20 protein-coding genes, 1 pseudogene and 1 other annotated feature (1 of these 22 cut by a window edge) are annotated in these 21,080 nt (G+C 35.6%); of the genes and pseudogenes, 16 read left to right on the top strand and 5 right to left on the bottom strand.

Annotated elements, in window-relative coordinates:
* Positions 1-34 precede the first annotated feature (34 nt).
* The 10 genes from ACFYKT_RS06000 to ACFYKT_RS06045 all read left to right on the top strand — a co-directional run bounded on the left by ACFYKT_RS06000 (position 35) and on the right by ACFYKT_RS06045 (position 9,452).
* On the top strand, positions 35-517 hold the full coding sequence (locus ACFYKT_RS06000; RefSeq protein WP_389216854.1) for a hypothetical protein: 483 nt from the start codon (positions 35-37) through the stop codon (positions 515-517).
* A gap of 74 nt (positions 518-591) precedes the next feature.
* Positions 592-1,158, top strand: a complete 567-nt coding sequence (locus ACFYKT_RS06005; protein WP_389216857.1) for a TetR/AcrR family transcriptional regulator — start codon at positions 592-594, stop codon at positions 1,156-1,158.
* A 105-nt stretch (positions 1,159-1,263) separates the two neighbouring features.
* On the top strand, positions 1,264-2,118 hold the full coding sequence (locus ACFYKT_RS06010; protein ID WP_389216859.1) for an SDR family oxidoreductase: 855 nt from the start codon (positions 1,264-1,266) through the stop codon (positions 2,116-2,118).
* A gap of 20 nt (positions 2,119-2,138) precedes the next feature.
* Complete coding sequence (locus ACFYKT_RS06015; protein WP_389216862.1) at positions 2,139-2,849, top strand: FAD-dependent oxidoreductase; 711 nt, start codon at positions 2,139-2,141, stop codon at positions 2,847-2,849.
* A gap of 77 nt (positions 2,850-2,926) precedes the next feature.
* Positions 2,927-3,412: a glutathione peroxidase gene (locus ACFYKT_RS06020; protein WP_389216865.1), complete on the top strand. Its 486-nt coding sequence runs from the start codon at positions 2,927-2,929 to the stop codon at positions 3,410-3,412.
* A 211-nt stretch (positions 3,413-3,623) separates the two neighbouring features.
* Entirely contained in the window at positions 3,624-4,292 is a 669-nt protein-coding gene (locus tag ACFYKT_RS06025; protein ID WP_389217069.1) for a GntR family transcriptional regulator, read from the top strand.
* On the top strand, positions 4,292-4,906 hold the full coding sequence (locus tag ACFYKT_RS06030) for a sterol desaturase family protein (protein ID WP_389217072.1): 615 nt from the start codon (positions 4,292-4,294) through the stop codon (positions 4,904-4,906). Before ACFYKT_RS06025 ends, ACFYKT_RS06030 begins: the two co-directional genes overlap by 1 nt.
* Entirely contained in the window at positions 4,906-7,134 is a 2,229-nt protein-coding gene (locus tag ACFYKT_RS06035; protein WP_389216868.1) for an alpha-glucosidase, read from the top strand. The genes ACFYKT_RS06030 and ACFYKT_RS06035 overlap by 1 nt, the downstream gene beginning before the upstream one ends.
* A 246-nt stretch (positions 7,135-7,380) precedes the next feature.
* Positions 7,381-8,769: a PAS domain S-box protein gene (locus ACFYKT_RS06040; protein ID WP_389216870.1), complete on the top strand. Its 1,389-nt coding sequence runs from the start codon at positions 7,381-7,383 to the stop codon at positions 8,767-8,769.
* A gap of 227 nt (positions 8,770-8,996) precedes the next feature.
* Positions 8,997-9,452, top strand: coding sequence for a hypothetical protein (locus ACFYKT_RS06045; RefSeq protein WP_389216872.1), 456 nt, complete (start codon positions 8,997-8,999; stop codon positions 9,450-9,452).
* A gap of 146 nt (positions 9,453-9,598) precedes the next feature.
* On the opposite strand, the gene ACFYKT_RS06050 is transcribed toward ACFYKT_RS06045, so the two are convergent.
* Positions 9,599-10,621 (bottom strand): DUF3231 family protein, encoded by a 1,023-nt coding sequence (locus ACFYKT_RS06050; protein WP_389216874.1) that lies wholly within the window; start codon positions 10,619-10,621, stop codon positions 9,599-9,601.
* A 244-nt stretch (positions 10,622-10,865) separates the two neighbouring features.
* Here ACFYKT_RS06050 and ACFYKT_RS06055 point away from each other — a divergent pair, with 244 nt between their 5' ends.
* Together ACFYKT_RS06055 and ACFYKT_RS06060 are read left to right on the top strand one after the other, a co-directional pair.
* A complete protein-coding gene (locus ACFYKT_RS06055) occupies positions 10,866-11,195 on the top strand; it encodes a DUF378 domain-containing protein (protein WP_389216877.1) in 330 nt (109 codons plus the stop codon).
* 109 nt (positions 11,196-11,304) lie between these two features.
* Positions 11,305-11,646, top strand: a complete 342-nt coding sequence (locus ACFYKT_RS06060) for a methyl-accepting chemotaxis protein (protein WP_389216880.1) — start codon at positions 11,305-11,307, stop codon at positions 11,644-11,646.
* Between the two features lie 243 nt (positions 11,647-11,889).
* On the opposite strand, the gene ACFYKT_RS06065 is transcribed toward ACFYKT_RS06060, so the two are convergent.
* From ACFYKT_RS06065 to ACFYKT_RS06075, 3 genes are all read right to left on the bottom strand, one after another.
* Positions 11,890-12,387, bottom strand: a complete 498-nt coding sequence (locus ACFYKT_RS06065; protein ID WP_389216883.1) for a CBO0543 family protein — start codon at positions 12,385-12,387, stop codon at positions 11,890-11,892.
* Positions 12,388-12,548: 161 nt separating this feature from the next.
* A complete protein-coding gene (locus ACFYKT_RS06070) occupies positions 12,549-12,977 on the bottom strand; it encodes a YugN family protein (protein ID WP_389216886.1) in 429 nt (142 codons plus the stop codon).
* Between the two features lie 148 nt (positions 12,978-13,125).
* The gene (locus ACFYKT_RS06075; protein ID WP_389216889.1) at positions 13,126-14,139 is read right to left on the bottom strand and encodes a DUF3231 family protein; all 1,014 of its coding nucleotides are present in this window, start codon (positions 14,137-14,139) and stop codon (positions 13,126-13,128) included.
* An 863-nt stretch (positions 14,140-15,002) separates the two neighbouring features.
* On the opposite strand from ACFYKT_RS06075, the gene ACFYKT_RS06080 reads away from it, so the two are divergent.
* From ACFYKT_RS06080 to ACFYKT_RS06090, 3 genes and pseudogenes are all read left to right on the top strand, one after another.
* Positions 15,003-15,935 carry an MBL fold metallo-hydrolase gene (locus ACFYKT_RS06080; protein ID WP_389216892.1) on the top strand — a complete coding sequence of 311 codons (933 nt, stop codon included), beginning with the start codon at positions 15,003-15,005 and terminating at the stop codon, positions 15,933-15,935.
* 909 nt (positions 15,936-16,844) lie between these two features.
* Entirely contained in the window at positions 16,845-17,864 is a 1,020-nt protein-coding gene (locus tag ACFYKT_RS06085) for a polysaccharide deacetylase family protein (RefSeq protein WP_389216895.1), read from the top strand.
* A 109-nt stretch (positions 17,865-17,973) separates the two neighbouring features.
* Positions 17,974-18,801 (top strand): annotated as a pseudogene (locus ACFYKT_RS06090) (DUF2935 domain-containing protein).
* 37 nt (positions 18,802-18,838) lie between these two features.
* Here the strand turns inward: ACFYKT_RS06090 and ACFYKT_RS06095 are convergent.
* Entirely contained in the window at positions 18,839-20,095 is a 1,257-nt protein-coding gene (locus ACFYKT_RS06095; RefSeq protein ID WP_389216898.1) for an MFS transporter, read from the bottom strand.
* Positions 20,096-20,264: 169 nt separating this feature from the next.
* On the opposite strand from ACFYKT_RS06095, the gene ACFYKT_RS06100 reads away from it, so the two are divergent.
* Complete coding sequence (locus ACFYKT_RS06100; RefSeq protein ID WP_389216901.1) at positions 20,265-20,903, top strand: MOSC domain-containing protein; 639 nt, start codon at positions 20,265-20,267, stop codon at positions 20,901-20,903.
* A gap of 62 nt (positions 20,904-20,965) precedes the next feature.
* Positions 20,966-21,080: a binding site (T-box leader), on the top strand (it continues 137 nt past the right edge of the window).

Here is a 21,080-nt window from a genome sequence, read left to right on the forward strand (position 1 = left end):
ACTACTCTTGTGGATGTACTGGGGGGTTTTTGAAATGGTGAAATCGAAATTAATGAGATATAACAAGTCAGTATTACTAATGATGTTGGTTGTTTCTTGGCTTTCACTACTCTTGTTAGGGAAAAGTTCCTTCAAAAGATTTATTCCAGCAGGTATATTCATTGCTTTAGTTACAAGGCTGGAAAATTACGCTGCTAAGAAAAGAACGTGGTGGTGGTGGTATGAAAAACTCCATCCGAAATTATCAGGCTCATTTCCTTTTGTATGGGGTCCATTTATGATTGGCTCCATGTGGGTTCTTAAATTGACTTATGGAAAATTTAATCGATATCTGATTGTAAATTTAATAGTTGATTCCATTTTTGTTTTTATTTTAATTGATAAATGGTTGACAAAATGGGGAATTGCATCATTGGTTCGAATGAAAAAAATTCAATTATCCCTTCTATTATTTATAGATTCCTTACTTTTATATGGATTTCAATTCCTCATAGAGAAAATGAAAGTATTTAAATAAACGTTGACAACATAATCATGATTTCTTATATTATATATAGACCAATTGGTATAATATTTAAATGAGGTAATAAAATGAAAGAAAAGGAAAATTCTAAGGATAAATTAATTAAAACTGCATCCCGACTGTTTCAATTACAAGGCTATCATGCAACAGGATTGAATCAAATTACGAAAGAGAGTGGCGCACCTAAAGGATCATTGTATTATCATTTTCCAGATGGGAAAGAACAACTCGCTATTGAATCGGTACATTTAACCGCACAGTTTGTTTCGGAACAAATAGTCGAAGGTTTAAATAAAAGCTCTGACCCCGTAAAGGCTATTCAGTATCTGATCGAGGGAATGGCTGAACGATTTCAAAAGGAGGGTTGTAAAGGGGGCGTGCCGATTGCATCTGTTGCACTTGAAACTGCACTTATTAGTGGACCATTAAGAGATACATGTCAGTCAGCCTATAGAAGCTTTCAAGCTCAATTTACACAAAAATTAGTTCAATCAGGTTTTGAAGAAAATCGAGCAAAAGAGTTGGGCGTTGTAATCAATTCAATGATTGAAGGTGCCTTTCTCCTTTCCTTTACATCAGGGAATTGTGAACCATTGCTTTTAGTTGCAAAACAAATTCCAGTTATTCTCGATTAGATGACTGGCTTTTTTTTACCAATAATTATATAGACTGGTCTAATATGAAGTGTGAATCTTTATGATAACTTAAGAAGTAATTTATAAATAAAATGAGGGATATTCATGAAAATATTAGTAACAGGGGCATCTGGCAATGTAGGTCGTTATGTTATAGAAGAATTATTAAGCATGGGTGAACAGGTTGTCGGTGCAGGACAGGATATCCAAAAGATAAAAGATATATTCAAGGATACGATTGATGCAGTTCATTTTGACTTCACAAATAAGGGTACTTTTCATCAAGCACTTGAAAATGTCGATAGAGTATTTCTAATGAGACCGCCTCACCTTGGAAAACCGGAAGACTTGTACCCATTTATTGATGCTATGAAGTCCCATAAGATTAAGCTGATTTCATTTTTATCTTTAATGGGAGTTGAAACCAATCCCATCCCACCTCATCATAAGATTGAGAAATATATTGAGGCAGCAGGAATTCCCTATGCTCATATTCGACCTGGATTCTTTATGCAAAATGTATCGGGTGTTCATTCTGTTGAAATTAGAGAAAAGAATCAAGTTTTTGTGCCAGCAGGAAACAGCAAAACAAGCTTTATAGATGCTGCCGATATCGGACTATCAACCGCCATTTTACTCCATGAGCCCAATAAATATAGAAATACCGCTCATACCATTACTGGTCCAGAGGCATTAAATTATGATCAGGTTGCAGAAATATTAAGTAAGGTAACAGGAAGACAAATCACCTATGCGAAACCAGGATATTTGAAATATAGAAGGCATTATATTAAAGACCGAGGACTTGAAAAAGGCTATGTAAACGTAACCGTTGCACTGTATTTTATGACAAGAATGGGGACAGCGAAAGAGGTTACAGACGATTTCGTTAAATTAACTGGAAGACATCCACGTTCCTTTGAAGAATTTGCAAGAGCAAATGTGAACAGTTTTATTTAGTAAAAAAGGGGGTTTTGCTTATGAGTTTCTTTCAGGATTTATCACCAATATTCAAAAAGAGAGAAATCGTCTTTATAGAAAGCTATAAAGAATCAGAGGATGTCTATACTTTTATTTTTAAAAAAAAGAAAGATCTAGACTGGAAAGCAGGCCAGCATGGTATTTTTCGCATCATTCATAAAACCATCAAAAAACCAACCCGACCGTTCACTGTGGCATCTGCGCCATCTGAAAATCTAGTAAAAATATCAATGAAAATTAGTAGTAATCCAAGTGAGTTCAAGAAAGCAATGCTTGAACTCAAGCCGGGAATGAAAGTCAGTATGAGAGGACCATTTGGACCTCTCTATATTAATGATCCTGGTCCGACACTTTTAATTGCAGGTGGAATCGGTATCACTCCATTTCGGTCGATAGTAAAAGAAATAGAGAATAAAGGGAATGACAGTGCAAACGCGATAAGCCTACTCTATATTGATAGTAAAGGGTCATTTATTTATAAAAATGAGCTTGACGAAATCTCTAAAAATACTTCAATCAAAATCTGTTATCTTACATCAAGAGAAGATTTATATAAAGAAATCGATCATTTTGTTTCTCAGTATAAAAACACTGGTCAATACTATCTTGGCGGATCAAAAGCAATGGTTGACTTCGTTTCCGCCTATTTAAAAAACAAAGATGTTCTCAAAAGGAATATCAAAAAGGATGTGTTTTTTGGGTATAATTAACTTTATACACACCTAAATGAAAGCGACTAAACATGAGGGTTGAAAATGCTTATTAGTCAATTGTGAGGAGGATTTTTTTGGAAACAATATACGACTTTCATATAAATATGACAGACGGCAAAGAAAAATCATTGCGAGATTATGAAGGAAAAACGCTGCTCATTGTGAATACAGCCAGCAAATGCGGATTTACCCCCCAGTTTGAAGGACTGCAGAAACTATATGAAAAATATAAAGATCGCGGGCTAGAAGTACTAGGTTTTCCTTGTGACCAATTTAAAAATCAGGAATTCGATGATATAGAGGAAACGCTACAGTTTTGCCAAATTAATTACGGTGTTACCTTTCCTATTTTCGCTAAAATCGATGTTAATGGAGAAAATGAACATCCCCTGTATACTTATTTAAAAGAACAAAAGGGTGGGATCTTGTTAAAAAATATTAAATGGAATTTCACAAAATTTCTGGTAGACCGAAATGGACTTGTGGTTGAACGATATTCACCTACAACCGAACCTAGCAAATTGGAAGAGGATATAGTGAAACATTTGGCAATCAAGTAACGAGGTTTTGTCTACAGTATTAAAAAATCTTAAGAATAGTAAAAAACGGACATGTATGAATTTCGAACAAGTCCGTTTTTTATTTTGGATTAAATTTTAAGAATATATTGCCAATTCCAGTTATAAATATTAACATATTGGTAATACCAAAAATAATATTGGTAATGCCAAATGGGAGGCGGGATATTCATTGAAGGTACGTTCTTCTGACATGATAGAGAAAAAACTAATTCAGGCGATATTAGAAGGCGAGTATAAAAGTAATGAGCCTTTGTTACCTGAAAGAGAATTGGCAATATATTTTAATGTGGGTAGACCAACTGTGAGGGAAGCTATTCAACGTTTAGAAAGAAATGGGTGGATTACCGCTCGAAAGGGGATGCCAGCTATTGTAAATGATTATTGGAAACATGGAAATTTGATGACCATTGTGAATATTCTTCAATGCTATGAGGAAATTCCGGATGTGTTCATTGAATATATGCTGCAGCTTCGAATCTCCTTAACACCTTCTTATGTTAAACAAGCTGTTGTCCATCATCCTTTGAAGGTCATTGCTCTATTTTCACAAGTGGAAGAACTGAAGGACGATGCGAAATCATACGCCACCTATGATTGGGAGTTGCAGAAAGAGCTTGCACAGTTATCCTCGAATCCAATCTATTTATTTATTATTAATAGTTTCACAGATATATATATTCCAATGGCAGAAAAGTATTTTGCCGAACCGTATCACAGAAGTGCATCAAGACAATATTATGGTGAGTTGCTGAATGCTATATTAAAAGCTGATATACAGGCTGCAGAGGAAATGACGAAAAATATGATGGAAAAAAGCTTACAGCTATGGAAAACAAAAACGAAGGAGAGTGAAAAATGATGAAGAGGGGTTTGTATCGAGATTTTTTCTTGCATTTTGATATTTTCGTTATGCTTGTCTTATTTGTAGGTATGACTTGTTTTGTGATACTAAAGGGGCTTACATGGTTATCACTTCTGTACTTTGTCATTGGGCTCATCACGTATATGTTTACTGAATATTTGACACATCGTTTTATTTTCCACTTGAAAACTCCAGAAAATCCTTTTTTGTTAAAATTTCTAAAGCGCATCCATTATGATCATCACAAAGATCCAAATGATTTGAAGCTATTATTCTTGCCACTTTGGTACAGCCTGCCTAATTTAATCGTTGCTATCTTTCTTTTCTATTTTTTCGCAGGTACTTTAATTAGCACGGTCTCTTTTGGTTTGGGACTGATTCTCATGCTGCTTGTTTATGAATGGAAGCATTATGTTGCCCATCGACCAATCAAACCGGTAACAAAGTTGGGGTTGTGGGTGAAGAAAACCCATATTTTGCACCATTATAAAAATGAAAACTACTGGTACGGTGTTTCCACTCCCTTTGTTGATGTGTTATTTGGCACACTAAAGAATGAAAAAGATGTTGAAACAAGCAAAACAGCTAAGGATTTAGAAAAGAGGGCGTAATGAAAAAATTATTAATAAGTGTACTCGCTTTATTAGTCATTATAGGCGTATCAATATTTATATGGAAAGATGCCCCTTCCCAGTCGCCAATCTATAGTAAACTAACAGTCTCTAAAGATTTGAAAGTAAACAAGAATTATCCCATTGACTCATTTATAGTTAAATGGGATGGGAAAGAAGGACGAATGGTTATTTCACACGCAAAACGTCCGAAACAAGAAATATTTTCAACACCAATAGAAATGGGCTTTCTTGCAGCTGGAAAAGGCGTTTTGGATGCAAAAGAGGAACGCGGGCATTTTACTATGAAAGAAAATCGTGAAGTAACTTGTGCTGACCAAAGTGTTGATGAAATAGAGTCTACCAATCATTTATTCATCATAAAAGGGGTTCTTCAGTGTTCAAATGAAACGAAGGTCGGTTATTCATTCGAGCTATCACCTGAAGAGAATAATAAGCTTCATTATTCGGTTACATTGGATGATCCCACATATAATCGAATCTATCTTTCCTGGTCAACGGATAAAAACGAACATTATTTCGGATTTGGGACACAATATTCTTCATTTGATATGAAAGGAAAACGAGTGCCTATTCTTGTCCAGGAGCAAGGTGTCGGAAGAGGGTTACAGCCATTAACTTTTTTAGCTGACATTACAAATGGTGCTGGAGGAAGCTGGGCTCATACGTATGCACCTGTCCCACATTTCATAACGAGCAATCTTACCTCACTATATAGTGAAAACAAGGAATATCAAGTTTTTCATCTTACAGATAAAAAAGAAGCGCAGTTAGAAGTTTTTTCAAGTCATGCATCAGGGTATGTATATGCAGGAAATTCACCTGAGGAGCTTGTAGAAGCTCATACATCTGTTGTTGGGCGCATGGAATCCTTACCTGATTGGACACAGCACGGTCTCATCTTAGGCGTTCAAGGTGGAACAGAAAAAGTAGTAGAAAAATTGGATACCCTTTTAGAGAAAGATATACCAATTTCAGCGGTTTGGATTCAAGACTGGGTGGGACAACGTAGAACGAGTTTTGGTTCACAGCTCTGGTGGAATTGGGAGCTTGATAAGGATCATTATAACAATTGGGATACGTTTATAAACACACTAAAAGAAAAGAACATTCGCTTGTTAGGTTATGTCAATCCATTTTTAGTCGATAGTGAAGATAAACAGAATCGAGTCCGAAATTTATATCAGGAAGCAGCGAAAAAAGGATATTTTGTAAAGGATAAAAATGACAATCCGATTGCTGTACAAATTACCGATTTCGATGCATCCCTTATTGACTTAACGAACCAAGAAGCAAGGGAATGGTTTAAAGTCATCATGATGGAAGAGTTGATTGAAAATGGCTTTTCAGGATGGATGGCTGATTTTGGAGAAGCCTTGCCTTTTGATGCGATTATGAGTAACGGCGCACTCGGTGAACAATTTCATAATGAATATCCAGAAAGCTGGGCGCAACTGAACAAAGAAGTGATGGAAGAATCAAATCTGGAAACGGAAGGGATGTTTTTTCTTCGCTCAGGCTATAGTGAAAGCCCATCAAGTGCTTCAAGTTTTTGGTTAGGTGATCAATTAATAAGCTGGGACGAGCATGATGGAATCAAAACGGTTGTGCCAGGACTAATAAGCAGTGGACTTTCCGGTTTTGGTATTAATCATAGCGATACTGGAGGCTATACTGGTCTAAATAAAAAGCCTATTCTTTCATATAGCCGTTCAGAGGAGCTGCTATTGCGATGGATTGAATTAAACGCGTTTACGCCTTTATTCAGAAGTCATGAAGGGAACAGACCTGAAGAGAGTGTGCAGCTTTATAATAATGGAGCAGCTGCTGACCATGCGAAAGTTTTTACCGACATTTACGCGGCATTGGCGCCCTATCGAAAACAGCTTATGAAGGAGATGGAGGAAACAGGTGCTCCGCTTGTACGATCTTTGTTTTTTCATTATCCAAAAGACTCTAACACGTATTCGATGCAGGATGAATTTTTACTTGGAGAAGATCTTTTAGTAGCACCGGTATTAGATAAAGGAAAAGCAGAATCAAATGTATATCTTCCTAAGGGGGATTGGATTCATTTATGGTCTGGTAAGAAATTTTTGATTGAAGAAGGTGAAGAGATTACCGTGTCTTCTCCTTTAGGAGAACCTCCAGTATTTTATAAAAAAGGTTCGAAAGTGGAGAAGCTATTATCACCCTTTGAAAAATAAGTATAGTTAAACAAAAACGGATTGGCATACCAAGTCCATCTGTTTTTGTTTTTCTAGCTTTTCTCATACATCCATTTTCTTCTTAGGATATACTCTCGTTATGAAAGTAGCCTAAATAATATACTGAAATTCTATTCCCAATGACATTCCTATGATAGGTCCATGGCAGGATTTTTCTCACTTGAATAGAATTATATAAGTAAACATACTTTTCAGATGATAAAAATTAGTGAGGTTGTCCATGTCATGAATATAACAGAAATAGACGCTCGTGAGATCGTAGACCGAATTACAGATGGCTTTTTTGCATTAGATGAAGAATGGAATGTCACCTATGTGAATGAAGAGGCAGCACGTCTCTTATTTCGAAGTCGAGAGGACCTTTTTGGTAAAAATGTATGGGATGAGTTCCCTGAGGCAGTTAATTTGCTTTTTCACGAACAATACCAAAAGGCTGTATGTGAAAAAATTGCCGTAAAGTTTGATGCGTTTTATCCACCGCTGAAAACATGGTTTGATGTGAGGGCCTATCCATCAGAAAATGGTTTAACGGTTTACTTCCAAGATGTGACAGAAGAGAAAAAAGCATCATCACAAAGTGAACAGCATTATAAATCCCTTTTTGAGCAAAATCCTGATGCAGTATTTTCTTTTGATCTGAATGGAAACTATCTTAGTGTGAATTCCGCTATGGAACAGCTATTAGGATATAGTGAAGAAGAATTCTTACAGCTATCATATATTCCTTTAGTTACTAAAGATGATATCGAGAAGACGATGGATTTTTATGGAAGGGCAGTTCAGGGTATTACTCAAAATTACGAAACAAAGGCAATACATAAGGATGGTCATATTATCCATGTAAGCGTTACAAATATGCCAATTATTGTTGATCATGAAGTAGTTGGTGTATATGGAATTGCAAAAGATTTGACAGGTCAAAAGCTGACGGAACAAAAATTGATAAAATCGGAAAAACTCTCAGCAGTTGGACAACTTTCAGCTTCCATTGCACATGAAATACGGAATCCATTGACAGCGCTTAAAGGTTTTCTACAATTAATGTCCTCATCCATTGGAAATATGGAAAAGAGTTACCTAGAGATCATGTTAAAGGAAATTGAACGAATTGAAATGATTACAGGAGAATTGTTACTGCTGGCAAAACCACAAGCGCAGCATTTTAAACGTGAAGATATTCAAGTGATATTTGAAGACGTAACAACTCTTCTTGGATCACAAGCATTAATGAACAACGTCGAAATGAAAGTGATCTTTGAGGTGCTGCCTCTTGTTCAATGTATTGGAAATCAACTAAAACAAGTATTTATCAACCTTATTAAAAATTCGATTGAATCCATGCCAAGTGGTGGGGAGATAACCGTTCATCTTAAGATGAAAAATAAACATACATTATTTATTCAAATTGCTGATCAGGGGTGTGGAATTCCAGAAGAAATATTAAACAATATTGGGATTCCTTTTTATACAACGAAACAAAAAGGAACTGGATTAGGAATGATGACCAGTTTAAAAATTATTGAGGCCCACAATGGAACAATAGATATTTCAAGTGAAGTAGGGAAAGGAACAGCGGTTAGGATTTATTTACCTATTCATACGAAGGAAAAATAATATGGAAGTAGCAGGTTCGGTCTAGAATTAACAAAAATTAAATTAGCAATATATTTTTAAATCCAATTCACCTAGGAATTGGGTTTTCTTTTTTGTGGTATAGAAAAATTGGTGGATTGTTCTGGCGGTCCTATCAATATTTTATTACAGGTCGGAAATAATATATTTGATGGATTAGAATAGGAGGTTTTTTATGGGTAATAATTTTTCCATATACGTTTATGCTCGTGGATGAAGCAAAAGAAAAACTGTTATGGAGCATAGCCCTTCCAGGGTTCGGTCAAATTTTAAACGGTAAACTAATAAAAGGTATTATTTTAGTGTTTTTAGAAGTCTTAGTTAATGTTCAGGCGAATTTTAATGAAGTGATTATTTCAAGTTTTCACGGAGAGATTGAAAAAGCGATTGGACAAGCTGATTATCAATGGCTGATGTTTTATCCTTGTTTGTATTTTTTTGCGATGTGGGATGCTTTTAAAGATGCAGGTGGAGGAAAAGAGAAATATTCCTTTGTTCCGTTTGCATTTTCAGCTTATTTTGTGACCGTAGGATGTATATATTCATCAAGTCTTAAGCTGTTTGGGGTATTACTTGGACCTGTTTGGCTGCCAATATTGAGTGTAATACCAGGAATAGTTGTGGGGAAGGTAATACAGATAATAATAAAGAAAAAATACTTCTAAAATTGAATCATAAAGTTTGTTGATGGAGGACTTGGAAAATTGTTGTCAAATTTACAGCAAAAGAGGTGCGAATGCACCTCTATTAATAAATTAGATTTTTATGATGTGTAAAAAGTAGTGAAGTAGTCTTTTATTTGAAATAGGAATCATTCCATCGTATCTTTTTTCTTCGTTAATTGCTCTTTATCTTTTGTTCCTGGCGGTTGCTCTAACCAGGCATTCTTGATAACAATGTCAGCCCCATCCTTCGTATACATAGCAATTTCAATGGATAAGCGTTCATAATTCAAGATAAGATCGCTTCTTTGGCTAGCTGCTGCTGCGGTTGCATAATTTCCTGTTCCTGCTGCACTTAATAAAGCCATGTGAAACATAGTCAACTTATCCGAAAATGGTGGTGTGGTGGAATCTGTAATACAAACATCTGACGGAACAGGCGGATTGATATCATTCTTTAGAAGGGTTTGCGAAAATATTTGAACATGTTTTTGTGAGATGTCCTTTCCTCGTAACATCCATTTGCGAATATTCTCCCTTGGTGTTGCTTGAGCAAAGCTCAGGGCAAGTTTGCTTCCCATAATATTCGTTTGAATATTCATGGACAAATGGGAGATTTCAATTGCATTCAAGGGTCGTTGTTTACTAAATAGGGAAAGACCGCTTAAATACTTCTTTGTATCTACAAAGTCTGTTTTCGTTGGATAAGCAATATAAGGCATTCTTACGAATAATCCCTTTGCAAGAAGGGTTTTCGTACTACGCTCAAATAATTTAGAGGTTTCATTAAGGCCTTCTCTGTAATAAGCTCTTATATCGTCCCTGGCACTCATAGAAACAAAGCCACTATATCCAAGCAACCCAACTTTGGCCATATGATTGATGTATGTCAGCATAAACATGTCGGTATACATTCTTGGAGCATTTAAATTGACATCATTATCATAGGTAAATCCGGTCGGGGTTGGTATTTTTTCCGCTTGAAATATAGCTGTCAGCTTTTCGATGTGAGCAGAGGAAAGGTCATAAGCGTATTGAACCACAGCGCGAATTTCTTCATCTTCTACATCTTTTAGGAAGTATCCTAAGATACATTTTGACATGCTATCATTCATATAGCTCGTCCAAATCGAAGCTATTTCAGCAGAAGTCAGCTTTGTTATTTCAGTCATGCACAGTTAACCTCCCAAGACATAAATTCTTTTGTATAGATTTATTGTTTGCGAAAAAATTGGATATTATGACAAAGGACCAGAAGTAGCATTAAATTCGGAACGAACTTTGAACCATTGTTTTGTAATAAGAAAAGTTTGTTTTGAAATATACCTTTGTATGAAATCTGTCAATAATACAAACGATATGAATGGATCTTAGGTGGGACTAAGACTTAGCTATTAAAAAGGAGATGTGATGTCAGTGAGAACCTTACAGCGTATTGCTTTAGCTCTTACAGTTATTGGTGCAATAAATTGGGGTCTGATTGGTTTTTTAAATTTTGATTTAGTTGCAGCCATTTTTGGCGGTCAAGACGCAGCCCTTTCAAGAATCATATATAGTCTTGTTGGGCTAAGTGGACTCGTTTGTTTAACCCTTCTGTTTAAAGAATGGGGAGAGAAAAATGCAGTGACAGCTACAAACCAGCAAAGGTACGGAAAAGTCAATTATGGCACTGAGTTTGGAGAGGAAACCGATTTAACTGATTTAAGAGCTATATCAACAAACACTTATGATGATAAAGAAGATTAGTCTTTAAGATCAAAATACCTTCGTGGAAAAAGTCGAGTGCCTATGGTACTCGACTTTTTAGGCTTAAGAGCATTTTGGTTAATAATAGTGTTCATCTCTTTCTTAGAAAATGAAAGCGTTACAATCATTGAAACAACAGATTGAGTCAATAAGTGAAGTATCTAAATTAATTCGTAATATATCTGCTCAGACGAATATGTTAGCACTAAATGCGGCCATTGAATCAGCTCGTGCTGGGGAACATGGCAGAGGTTTTAAGGTTGTAGCAGATGAAGTGCGTAGATTAGCAGGAAATGTCTCTGAATCTATTAATGAAGTGAATAGGAATATAGACAGCATCACAATTGATGTGGGACGGGTTAACGATATTACCGAAGATTTACAAAAATTAATCATGGAAACACAAACAAAATTCAAAAAAACGATAGCAGAATTTGAAGAAATCAATTAACGGAACCTGAGTCCGCTCAGAAACTCAACGGACACCTATTCCGCTATTTATATAATATCCACTATTTTTGCAACGTTAGCGGGCACCAGTTCCGTTAATTGATCATAATCATACGAAAATTACTCTCTCGAACACTAATAGCGGAACCTGAATCCGAATTTTAAGAAATAAATGCTTTTCTAATGAAATAGCGGAACAACAGTCCGCAAAATAATTGTTGTCACAATATGATATATTCCCTTATTAATTTATTGAGAGTTTTTCATCGTTTATTTTTCTAATTATTGCAATAATACCTCTACATACAAGAAGCTTGATGATTAAACTAATAAACGAATGATACCAAGTCCATCCCTTTTTCCAAGTTATTAAGTTCGTCTTTTTTTCTGCAAACGTCTCAATGAATATTAATGGAATTGCAAAGGGGAAAAGTTTGAAAAGTATACCAATTGGTTTACTATGTAGTGTCCACTGGTTGTAATAAAGTAATATTAAGGGGTAAAGTACATAATCAAAGGGTAAATGAATGTTAAAAGTTTTTGGAAAAGGCCTTATCTTATACTTCAAATATCCTTTTGATACTAGATATTTATCTGCATAAGAATTTCCTATGATACTAACAAGGTAAACAATAATCCAATCTTTAAACGACTTTTTTAGAATGGCAGCCGGTAGTAACAATAATCCGATTAAAGTAGATACGGATAAAAATAGTACCGATTTGTTTTTATTTCTATTCAAATAGCTCACCCCGTGATACTCGTTTTTTCAAAAGCGGTCACATGTACGTGTACCCTAATATACTGTGATTGATTTGTTTAATTCAAGCATCCTGCACATTTTGAAAAAGTCACGCTCGAATAGTTTTACCTACTCAAGCGTAATTACCAAAAGAAAACCTATTAAGAACTTAACAATATAGTTATTGAATTCATTATTGAATTAATTTTTTCCTCTCCTGCCATTGCCCATCTGCTTTTATCTTTTATGTATCCATCTTTATCGATTGGCTCCTGGAATTGAGTCAGTCCGGTAGTTGCTGTCAGCAATGAGTGTTCATCATAATCTAATCCAATATTGACTACATGTTTAATCACATAGGGTGTACCAAATTCAATATAGGCATTCGAGTGATCTAATGCTCCCTCTAGAACATTAATGGGGACTCTTAAATAAATGGTTTCACCACCCTCACGCCATAGCACTGCATCAAATTTCCCTTGGTGGTAGTCAAAATTACTGCAGAAACTGCATCCATTTAAGTCAAATAAATCTTTTACTATTCCAAAATAAGCCCTTTTTCCTTCAATTTCAGACTGTAACTTTATCATAAGTGTTATTCACTCCTGTTAAAATGGCTATTACTATTCTGTACAGAAAAATGAATAAAATACCGATAAAAGAGATTGTTACCTGCATGTTTTCTTGGGGTATTTATATATGTGTCTGATAAGGAAAAACTGCTGAAATTACGCATCATTACTTCATATTTGCTAATTTTTCCCAGTCATCAGCTAACGGTGGCTGCTCCAGCCATCCGTATTTGATCAACAGCTGAGACCCATCCTCAGCATACAACCCTACCTCTGCCATCAGACGCGTATACTCCAACGCTAAGTCTCTTCTTTGTGAAACAGAAACTCCGGCTCCATAATAACCGATTGCTGCTGAAATCAAAATAACAATATGGTTTAACATCAATTTTTCGGAGTAAGGAGCAACGGTAGAATTCGTAACTTCAGATACCCATGAAGCTGGTGATGCCAGCTCATCTTTCGTTAAAGTTGAACTAAGCATTCCGAATTGTTTTTCACAAATCTTTTTTCCTCTTTGGAAATATTTTTTGACATCCTCTGTTTGGCAGACTTGTCCAAATCCAATCTCTAATACAACTTTAACGATAATTTTTACCATATTAAAGCTTATCCCGCTAATTTCAACTGCACTTAGTGGCCTTTTTTTACCAAACCAACCTGATAAATAATGTTGATTATTTACAAATTCCACTTCTTTAGGTGTATTAATTCTTGGTGGCTTACTGTATATCCCTTTTTTCAGCATCAATTTTGCGATTCGCTCATAAAGCTCCATTGTTTCCTTATTACACTGAACAAAATAGGTGATCTGGTCAGAGCGAGCTGAAGTAGCTACTGCACCAGCATAGCCGGTTAGTCCAAGTAAGGTCATCACATGCATATACACCATCATAAATGTATCTGTAAATAAGGGAGGAGATTGAATATTAACATCTTCTTCAATTGAAAACCCTTTAGGAATAGGAAAATTCTCCTCGTTCATAAATTCTGTGATTTTTTCAATATGTGATTCTGCCAGGCTAAGAGCAAATGTAAGGATATCTTTAATTTCTTCATCCTTTGCCTTAGCAATTGAATGAGTAAGAATACAAATTGATAATGAATCATTGATATATTGCGTCCAAAGATTCGCTATTTCTGCTGATGAAAGTTCAACAGGGTGACTAATATTTTCCATATTATACCTCCAAGAATTATGTATCCAAAAACGAATATATTAATAATTGTGCCCTTCAACAAAAAATAAATGTAATAAATTTGAAGTTCATAGAAAGAGACATTCAAAAAAAGGCAAGCATATCAAAGCATTCCCAAATGCCTTTTGTCGTCAATCTGAAAAGCCCTCTTAGAGGGCTTTTAGGGGATTTGGGATTGTTTGCGTTGTTTAGAATGTCTTTGCTAGCTGTTTCGTTCATACAAACGATTTTAGATTACTGGTAAAGCTGATCACTTGACCCACTGATTGGACTTTGGTATTGGTTGATATATTTTTGAATTTGTTCTTGATTTTCAGTCACACCTGGTATACAGGTCCGATTTTTGACGTCATATTTTGATCTGCTGGTTCAAGAGGGAGTATTCCTTTTTAACCATATATTGCCCCAAATAACCTCCTTCTTTTTCTTTTTTTATGATGGATGCGAGCGGTGTTTTTTATTCGCATACAAATTAATTGTTGAAAAACTGACTATAACTTCCGTTTCACGTTTTTGATTACGATTTTACTATGGGGAATACTTGGCATACTGACCATACTGAAACTTAAATCTTGATCGGGAATCTCAAAATCTATTGTACGGGCTAGGTAATGTAGCCCCACTTTCATGATTTCAATTGTAACCCATTCACCAGCACAGCGATGCCCTAAGGAAAATGATGAACTCTGCTAACGCAATGAAATGATAATGTACATAAATAATTGTTCTCGAGATGGATAAAAGGGTTCAGTTTTTCAAGGTCATTGGCTTAGAATAGGAATTTTATCAGTACTTTTGCTAGAATAAAAAAAGGAATGAATTTTTAGATACGTGAGGGAGTATAATGAGAATACGTTATGAAAATTTGGATGGTGTGGAGAATAACCACTCATATAAGGCAATGTCACAATGGAGAAAGGAACGTCGGTCAAAAGTAAAGGATTTAACGATTCAGATTCCGCAGTCTGAAGAGAAAGAAATAGAGGTGCTTCAAAATAATCGTGAGAAGGCAAGCATAACTTGGATCGGCCACTCTACTTTTTTAATCCAGTTAGATGGGCTAAATATATTAACGGATCCGGTATGGGCGAAATGGCAAGGCACTGATAGGAGACTGACAAATCCGGGAATCGCAATAGAAGAGCTGCCGGAAATTGATATAGTCGTTATCTCTCATGGACATTATGATCATTTGGATTTTGGTTCGATACGCCGTTTAAAAGGAAATCCAACCTATTATGTTCCACATGGATTGAAAAGACTTTTTGTGAAAAAGGGGTATAGCAAAACGATTGAGGCCAATTGGTGGGATTCATTTGATAATCAAAATCTTAAGATTACTTTTGTTCCTGCCCAGCACTGGACAAGGCGGAGCTTATTTGACACGAACTCATCCCATTGGGGAGGATGGATGCTAGAAGAAGTTCCCTCTGGACAATCAATCTATTTTGTTGGTGATACTGGCTATTTTCGCGGTTTTAAGGAAATGGCTGAACGGTTTCATTCTATCAATTATGTGTTAATGCCAATCGGAGCGTACGAACCAGAGTGGTTTATGAAGATTTCACATATCAATCCTGAAGATGCGGTTAAAGCTTTCAGAGAGTTGAAAGCCACAACATTCATCCCAATGCATTACGGAGCTTATCGTCTTGCTGATGATACTGGACCTGAAGCGCTCGGGCGATTGTTTAGTGAGTGGGAACGCCTTAATTTAAGTAAAGGGCAGTTATGTGTGCTTAATATAGGAGGCACCTTATGGTTAGACGCTGATTAAGTTCTATTTACGTTTCATAGACTTACCAGAAACACCCCAAGATCTAATTTTTGAGTCAGTATTGATAATAATAGCACGATAAGAACTTAGAAAGATAAAATCGCATGTTAAGAAGAAAAGGAAAACCAACAGTCGGAGATGTGTAAAAACAATCCGATGTTGGTTTTTTAAAGTGAAAAATGTCGAATAATGATAGGGAAGAATAAAGGCGGAATTTATCATTTTACTTAGTAAAAATATTAGCTTTCTAATGAAACAAGCTTATTTAGCGGGAGTGATAGGGTACTATTCAATAGTATTCCTCTTCAGTTATTTCGTACGAGAATGATCTTTTTGAAAAAAAAATTTCCGCTTTACAATGAAGCGGAAAAAAAGAAAAAAGAGACTATGGTTCGAGTGAAATTAGTGAAATCAAACGACATATAGTATATGAATTGAAATATATATACTATATGTCGTTAAAAGTGATTCTAGCATACTAACAATTAAATAGCAATAATTTTATATATATTTCATGATTTTCGCATAATTATTGATTTTATTCTAATACTTCTCCAGCTGACTTCTCAATTCTTATTCTTATCTCATTTAAAGAATCCCAAAAACATGTGAAAAAAATCACTCCAATTGTCTATAAGGAATTGAAAATGCTGTAAATATTATGTACAGTTAATAGAGTAGAATCATAGCGAAATTTTAATAGTTTTGTAAAATAATATAGAAATATGACAACTTTTTTTAGATCTGTAACGTCTAATCTATAACTACACTAAAGCAATGACCATATAAATCATTTAGAAAATAAAAAGGAGTGATAATAACTCGATATTTTATTAAATATCATCCTGGTTGACAGTAATTGTTTATGATTGCTTCTAAGATTAACAAGAAATGGAAAGGTGAATTCTCGTGAGAAGAACAAGGGCAGGCAGAAGTAGAAAATTAATTAAGACAAAGGAAAAAGTAATCATTTCCGCTTTAGTATGTATCGCTTTAGTAGCAATGATTTTACAACCAGGAAGCAATAATGAAGCATTGGCTGTATCTACTTTCAAACAACCAATTAATATGATGTATTCCTTTATGTCTCAGCGGAATTTTAACCAAGTTGATGAAATGAACGGCTCTCTTTATCATCATTTCCGTTCCATACAACTAAAGAAAAAAGAGGCAGTAAGTGAGCAAGACTTAGAAACTCACGAAGTTAAGGATCCGAATAAAGACATTAAAGCAGAAGTTGTTAACAATGAAAAAGAAAATAATAATAATCAGGTAGGTTCAGAGAAAGCTGACAATGAAGGTGTAATAAAGGAGCAAGTGAACCAGGAGGTGAACCTCAGTAACGTATATCTAACATTTGACGATGGACCTACTGCCTATACGACTAGTATTTTAGAAACTCTACATTCATATGGAATGAAAGCCACATTCTTTATGCTTGAACCAAATATGAAGAAATATCCAGATGAACTCAATCAAATTATTAATGAAGGGCATGTCCCAGCATTGCATGGGGTAACCCATGACGTTTCAAAAATATATCGTTCGGAACAAACAGTTGTTGATGAGATGAGTCAGGGGCAGGCAACTTTATTAGACCTAACAGGTACATTAACTCACTTAATTCGCACACCTTATGGATCTGCTCCATATATGAAACCATCATATAAAGAGGCTGTTCAAGCAGCTGGCTTCCAATTATGGGATTGGACGATTGACAGCCATGATTGGAAATATAAAAACGGTGAATTTGTTGGTCAGGTCATTCAACAGATGGAGAATTATCGTTATAAGAGCAGTCCGATTATTATTTTGCTCCATGACCGCAAAGCAACAGCTGAGCATTTGCCATCCCTCTTAAAGTATTTACAATCTCATGGGTACGAAACGGAAGTTCTTAATGAAAAGCTTTCTGCCTATAATTTTTAAATAAACATACCCCGGCATCCATTCGCGATGCTGTTTTTTTATATGTAGCTGCAGCTCTTTTCGCATTTCGATTTATGTCATAAAAGTCAAAAATAAACGATAAGCTGTTATGAGTGTATGTAAAAAGGGGGAGAGAATATTGGCTACAAGTTTTGAAAAGGCTGCTAAATTTGAACATGGTTTTTGGCTGCAAGTGCTCGGCGATCATGCTCGTTTTTTGCATGATTCTTTGGCACCTCAAGAAACAGAGCTGATCCATGCCGCAAATTATTTTATCCAAACGTTTGATTAGCTGCTTAGCAGACTCGAAGTAGCTAATTTAATGGAGCATAGTGTAAGAGCAGAAGAGGAAGCATTGAAGCTAAGAGAATACAAATTGAACATTATTGAGCGCCATCTTGTTGGCAAGGTCACTATCCACCTTGGTCCGACATTTATTAATCATATGGTAAATGAACTTGAAGAATACTTGTTGCTATTAAAATATTTGAAAAAAGGAGAAGTGCCTCCCGTATTTCATGAATTGCATCATCACTTAATTTGGTTACTGGATGCGGCAGGTCATTCAGGAGCGATTTCCGATAATATGGATCGAATTGAAAAGAAAATTAAAAAGGTAAGTGATAATTATACAAAGGAATTTGAAGCCTTTTATTTAAAAGCTGTAGAAATGGCTGGATTTCTTCGTACTGGCGTGACTTCTTTCCCGGCACTAGATAAATTTAATAATGATATTTCGACGGAAATGAAATTATATATGAATTTCCTTCATGAAATAGAGGAGCTAGAGCTTAGTAAAGAGGCATTAGGTACGTTTGCCCCCTTAATGGCTGATCACATGTATAGAGAAGAATGTTATTATTTAACAAAGCTAGCTGAATCAACACAATTAGAAGCTCCTAATTGTGATCCAACGAAGCCAAGATTACAGGAATAAAAAAGAACAAAAAACCGCAATAGTGCCTCTATTGCGGTTATTCTGCATCTGGTTTAATAGCTTTGAATGTGGCAATTGCTGCTATTAGGGCAAGGATGCTTAAAATATAAAACAATGATTTTTCGGCATGGTTCATTAGGACTGCGATGGCAGGTGGTCCAGCGGCTACCCCGACAAATCTCATAGAGCTATAAATAGAAGTAATCGTACCTCGTTCCTGTTTTTCAATTCCTTCAGTAATCAATGTATCTAGGCATGGTAGACCTACGCCAATCCCCACTCCGCCAAAAAGGAATAAGATGATCATAAACCACAAACCATCTGAAAAACTTAAGACGGCAATAGAAATAGCAGTAAGTACGGAACCGCCAAAAATAAGCCATTTCATTAGTACTTTATTTTCCTTAATTATTTTTCCAGTAATAAAAGAAGCTGTACATAAAGCACCTAGCGGGATAGCAAGAAAAAACCCTTTTTTCACATTTTTTATATCGTACGTTTTCTCTAGTATATCTGACAAATAAAACAATACACCAAAAAGGACAAACATCAAGATTGCTCCAATAATAAAAATTGCGTATAGCCATCTTCCGTTATTATTAAAGGTTTCTTTAATATTGGCAAAAAATTGTTTAAAAGGGACAGGTTCGAATTCCATATTTTTTGTATTAACAAGAAAGAGCATTAGTATTATGGAAATTAAACAAAAGACTGGGAATGAAAAAAACGGCAAAAACCAGATAAATCCAGCTAATAAGGAACCAAGTATCGGACTTAACACTTTTCCAAATGTATTGGATGTTTCAATAATTCCAAGAGATGTACTCATTTCATCTTCGTTTTTAAACATATCCCCAACTAAAGGCATGACAATAGGCGCGGCACCTGCCGCCCCAATTCCCTGTATTGCCCGTCCAACTAAAATCAGCCAATAAGAATCATTCATTTTCCAAGCTGCCCAGCCGGAGATAAGTCCTCCTATCCCCGCAATCAAAAGACTAGGGATAATAACTTTTTTCCGCCCGATATGGTCAGAGATAATACCAGCAACCGGTATAAGAACGATGGCCACGATTGAATACACCGTTAAGATCATACTTGTTTGAAATGATGATATGTTTAATTGTTTCTCCATTGCCGGTAAAACAGGGATAAGCATTGAATTTCCAAGTGTCATTACAAGCGGGATTGAAGCAAGAGCTAGGATTGCTAATTTTTTATTGGGAACATCGCCTCCGTTCTTCCCATTTTTCGAATCCTTCTCATTGCTTTGCAACTTCTCAATATGCTCCATTTAGGCATACCTTCCTTAAACGTAATTAACCTATTATTAATATTGGTTATTTTCATAAAAGTAAAAGACGCATTTTATGGAAAATGTTTAAAATGGAAATTAATGTTTCGCTTTAAAGGAAACAAAAGGATAAAATGTGAAAAACAGCTGAAATTAATGGGGTGAGTAGATGCAAGCGAAATTGCTTACATTGAACATAGGCAGACCGAATTTACATGTTTGGAAAGGGAAAACGGAAAATTCAGCCATTGCGAAAAAAGGAATAGAAGAAGTACTGTTGACGAAAAATGGTTTCAAAGGCGATTATGTCGCAAATCGTGAATTTCATGGCGGACCTGAAAGGGCAGTTTGCCTTTATCCGCATGAACACTATTTGCAATGGGAAAAGGAATTTAATCAGTCCTTTCGCACACCAGCCTTTGGAGAAAATATTAGTGTGGAAAATATGCTGGAAAAGGATATTTATATCGGTGACACATATTCATTGGGTGAGGCAATTGTCCAGGTTTCTCAAGGGCGGATTCCGTGTTCTACCATTTCAAAGCATAATCGGGTGGATTCATTGCTTGGGAGAATCGTAGAAACGGGTTATACCGGTTATTTCTTCAGAGTTCTCCAAGAAGGAGTGGTAACAGAAGAATCTTGTTTGACCTTAATTGATCGAAAACAGGAGGAATTTTCAGTTCTAAGAGGCAATCAACTGATGTTTCATGATCGAAAAAATAAAAGTGTGATCGAAGAATTCCTTCAAGTTGAGGAGCTTGCAAAAGTTTGGAAAGATAAGTTCGTCAAGGGGTTAGAAAATTAAAATAATTACTAAAGTCCTCTTGACACTTTGGGAAATTTCAAATAATATTGAAAATAATATATCTGACGGCAGTGACGAAGAGGAGTAGCTCATACGAAAACTAGAAGAGAGCTGATGGCTGGTGCGAATCAGTGTGGACGTATTTGTGAATGGACTTCCGAGCCCCAAACCGAAACT

The organism is Cytobacillus mangrovibacter, from assembly GCF_042865275.1.
Lineage (GTDB): Bacteria > Bacillota > Bacilli > Bacillales > Cytobacillaceae > Cytobacillus > Cytobacillus mangrovibacter.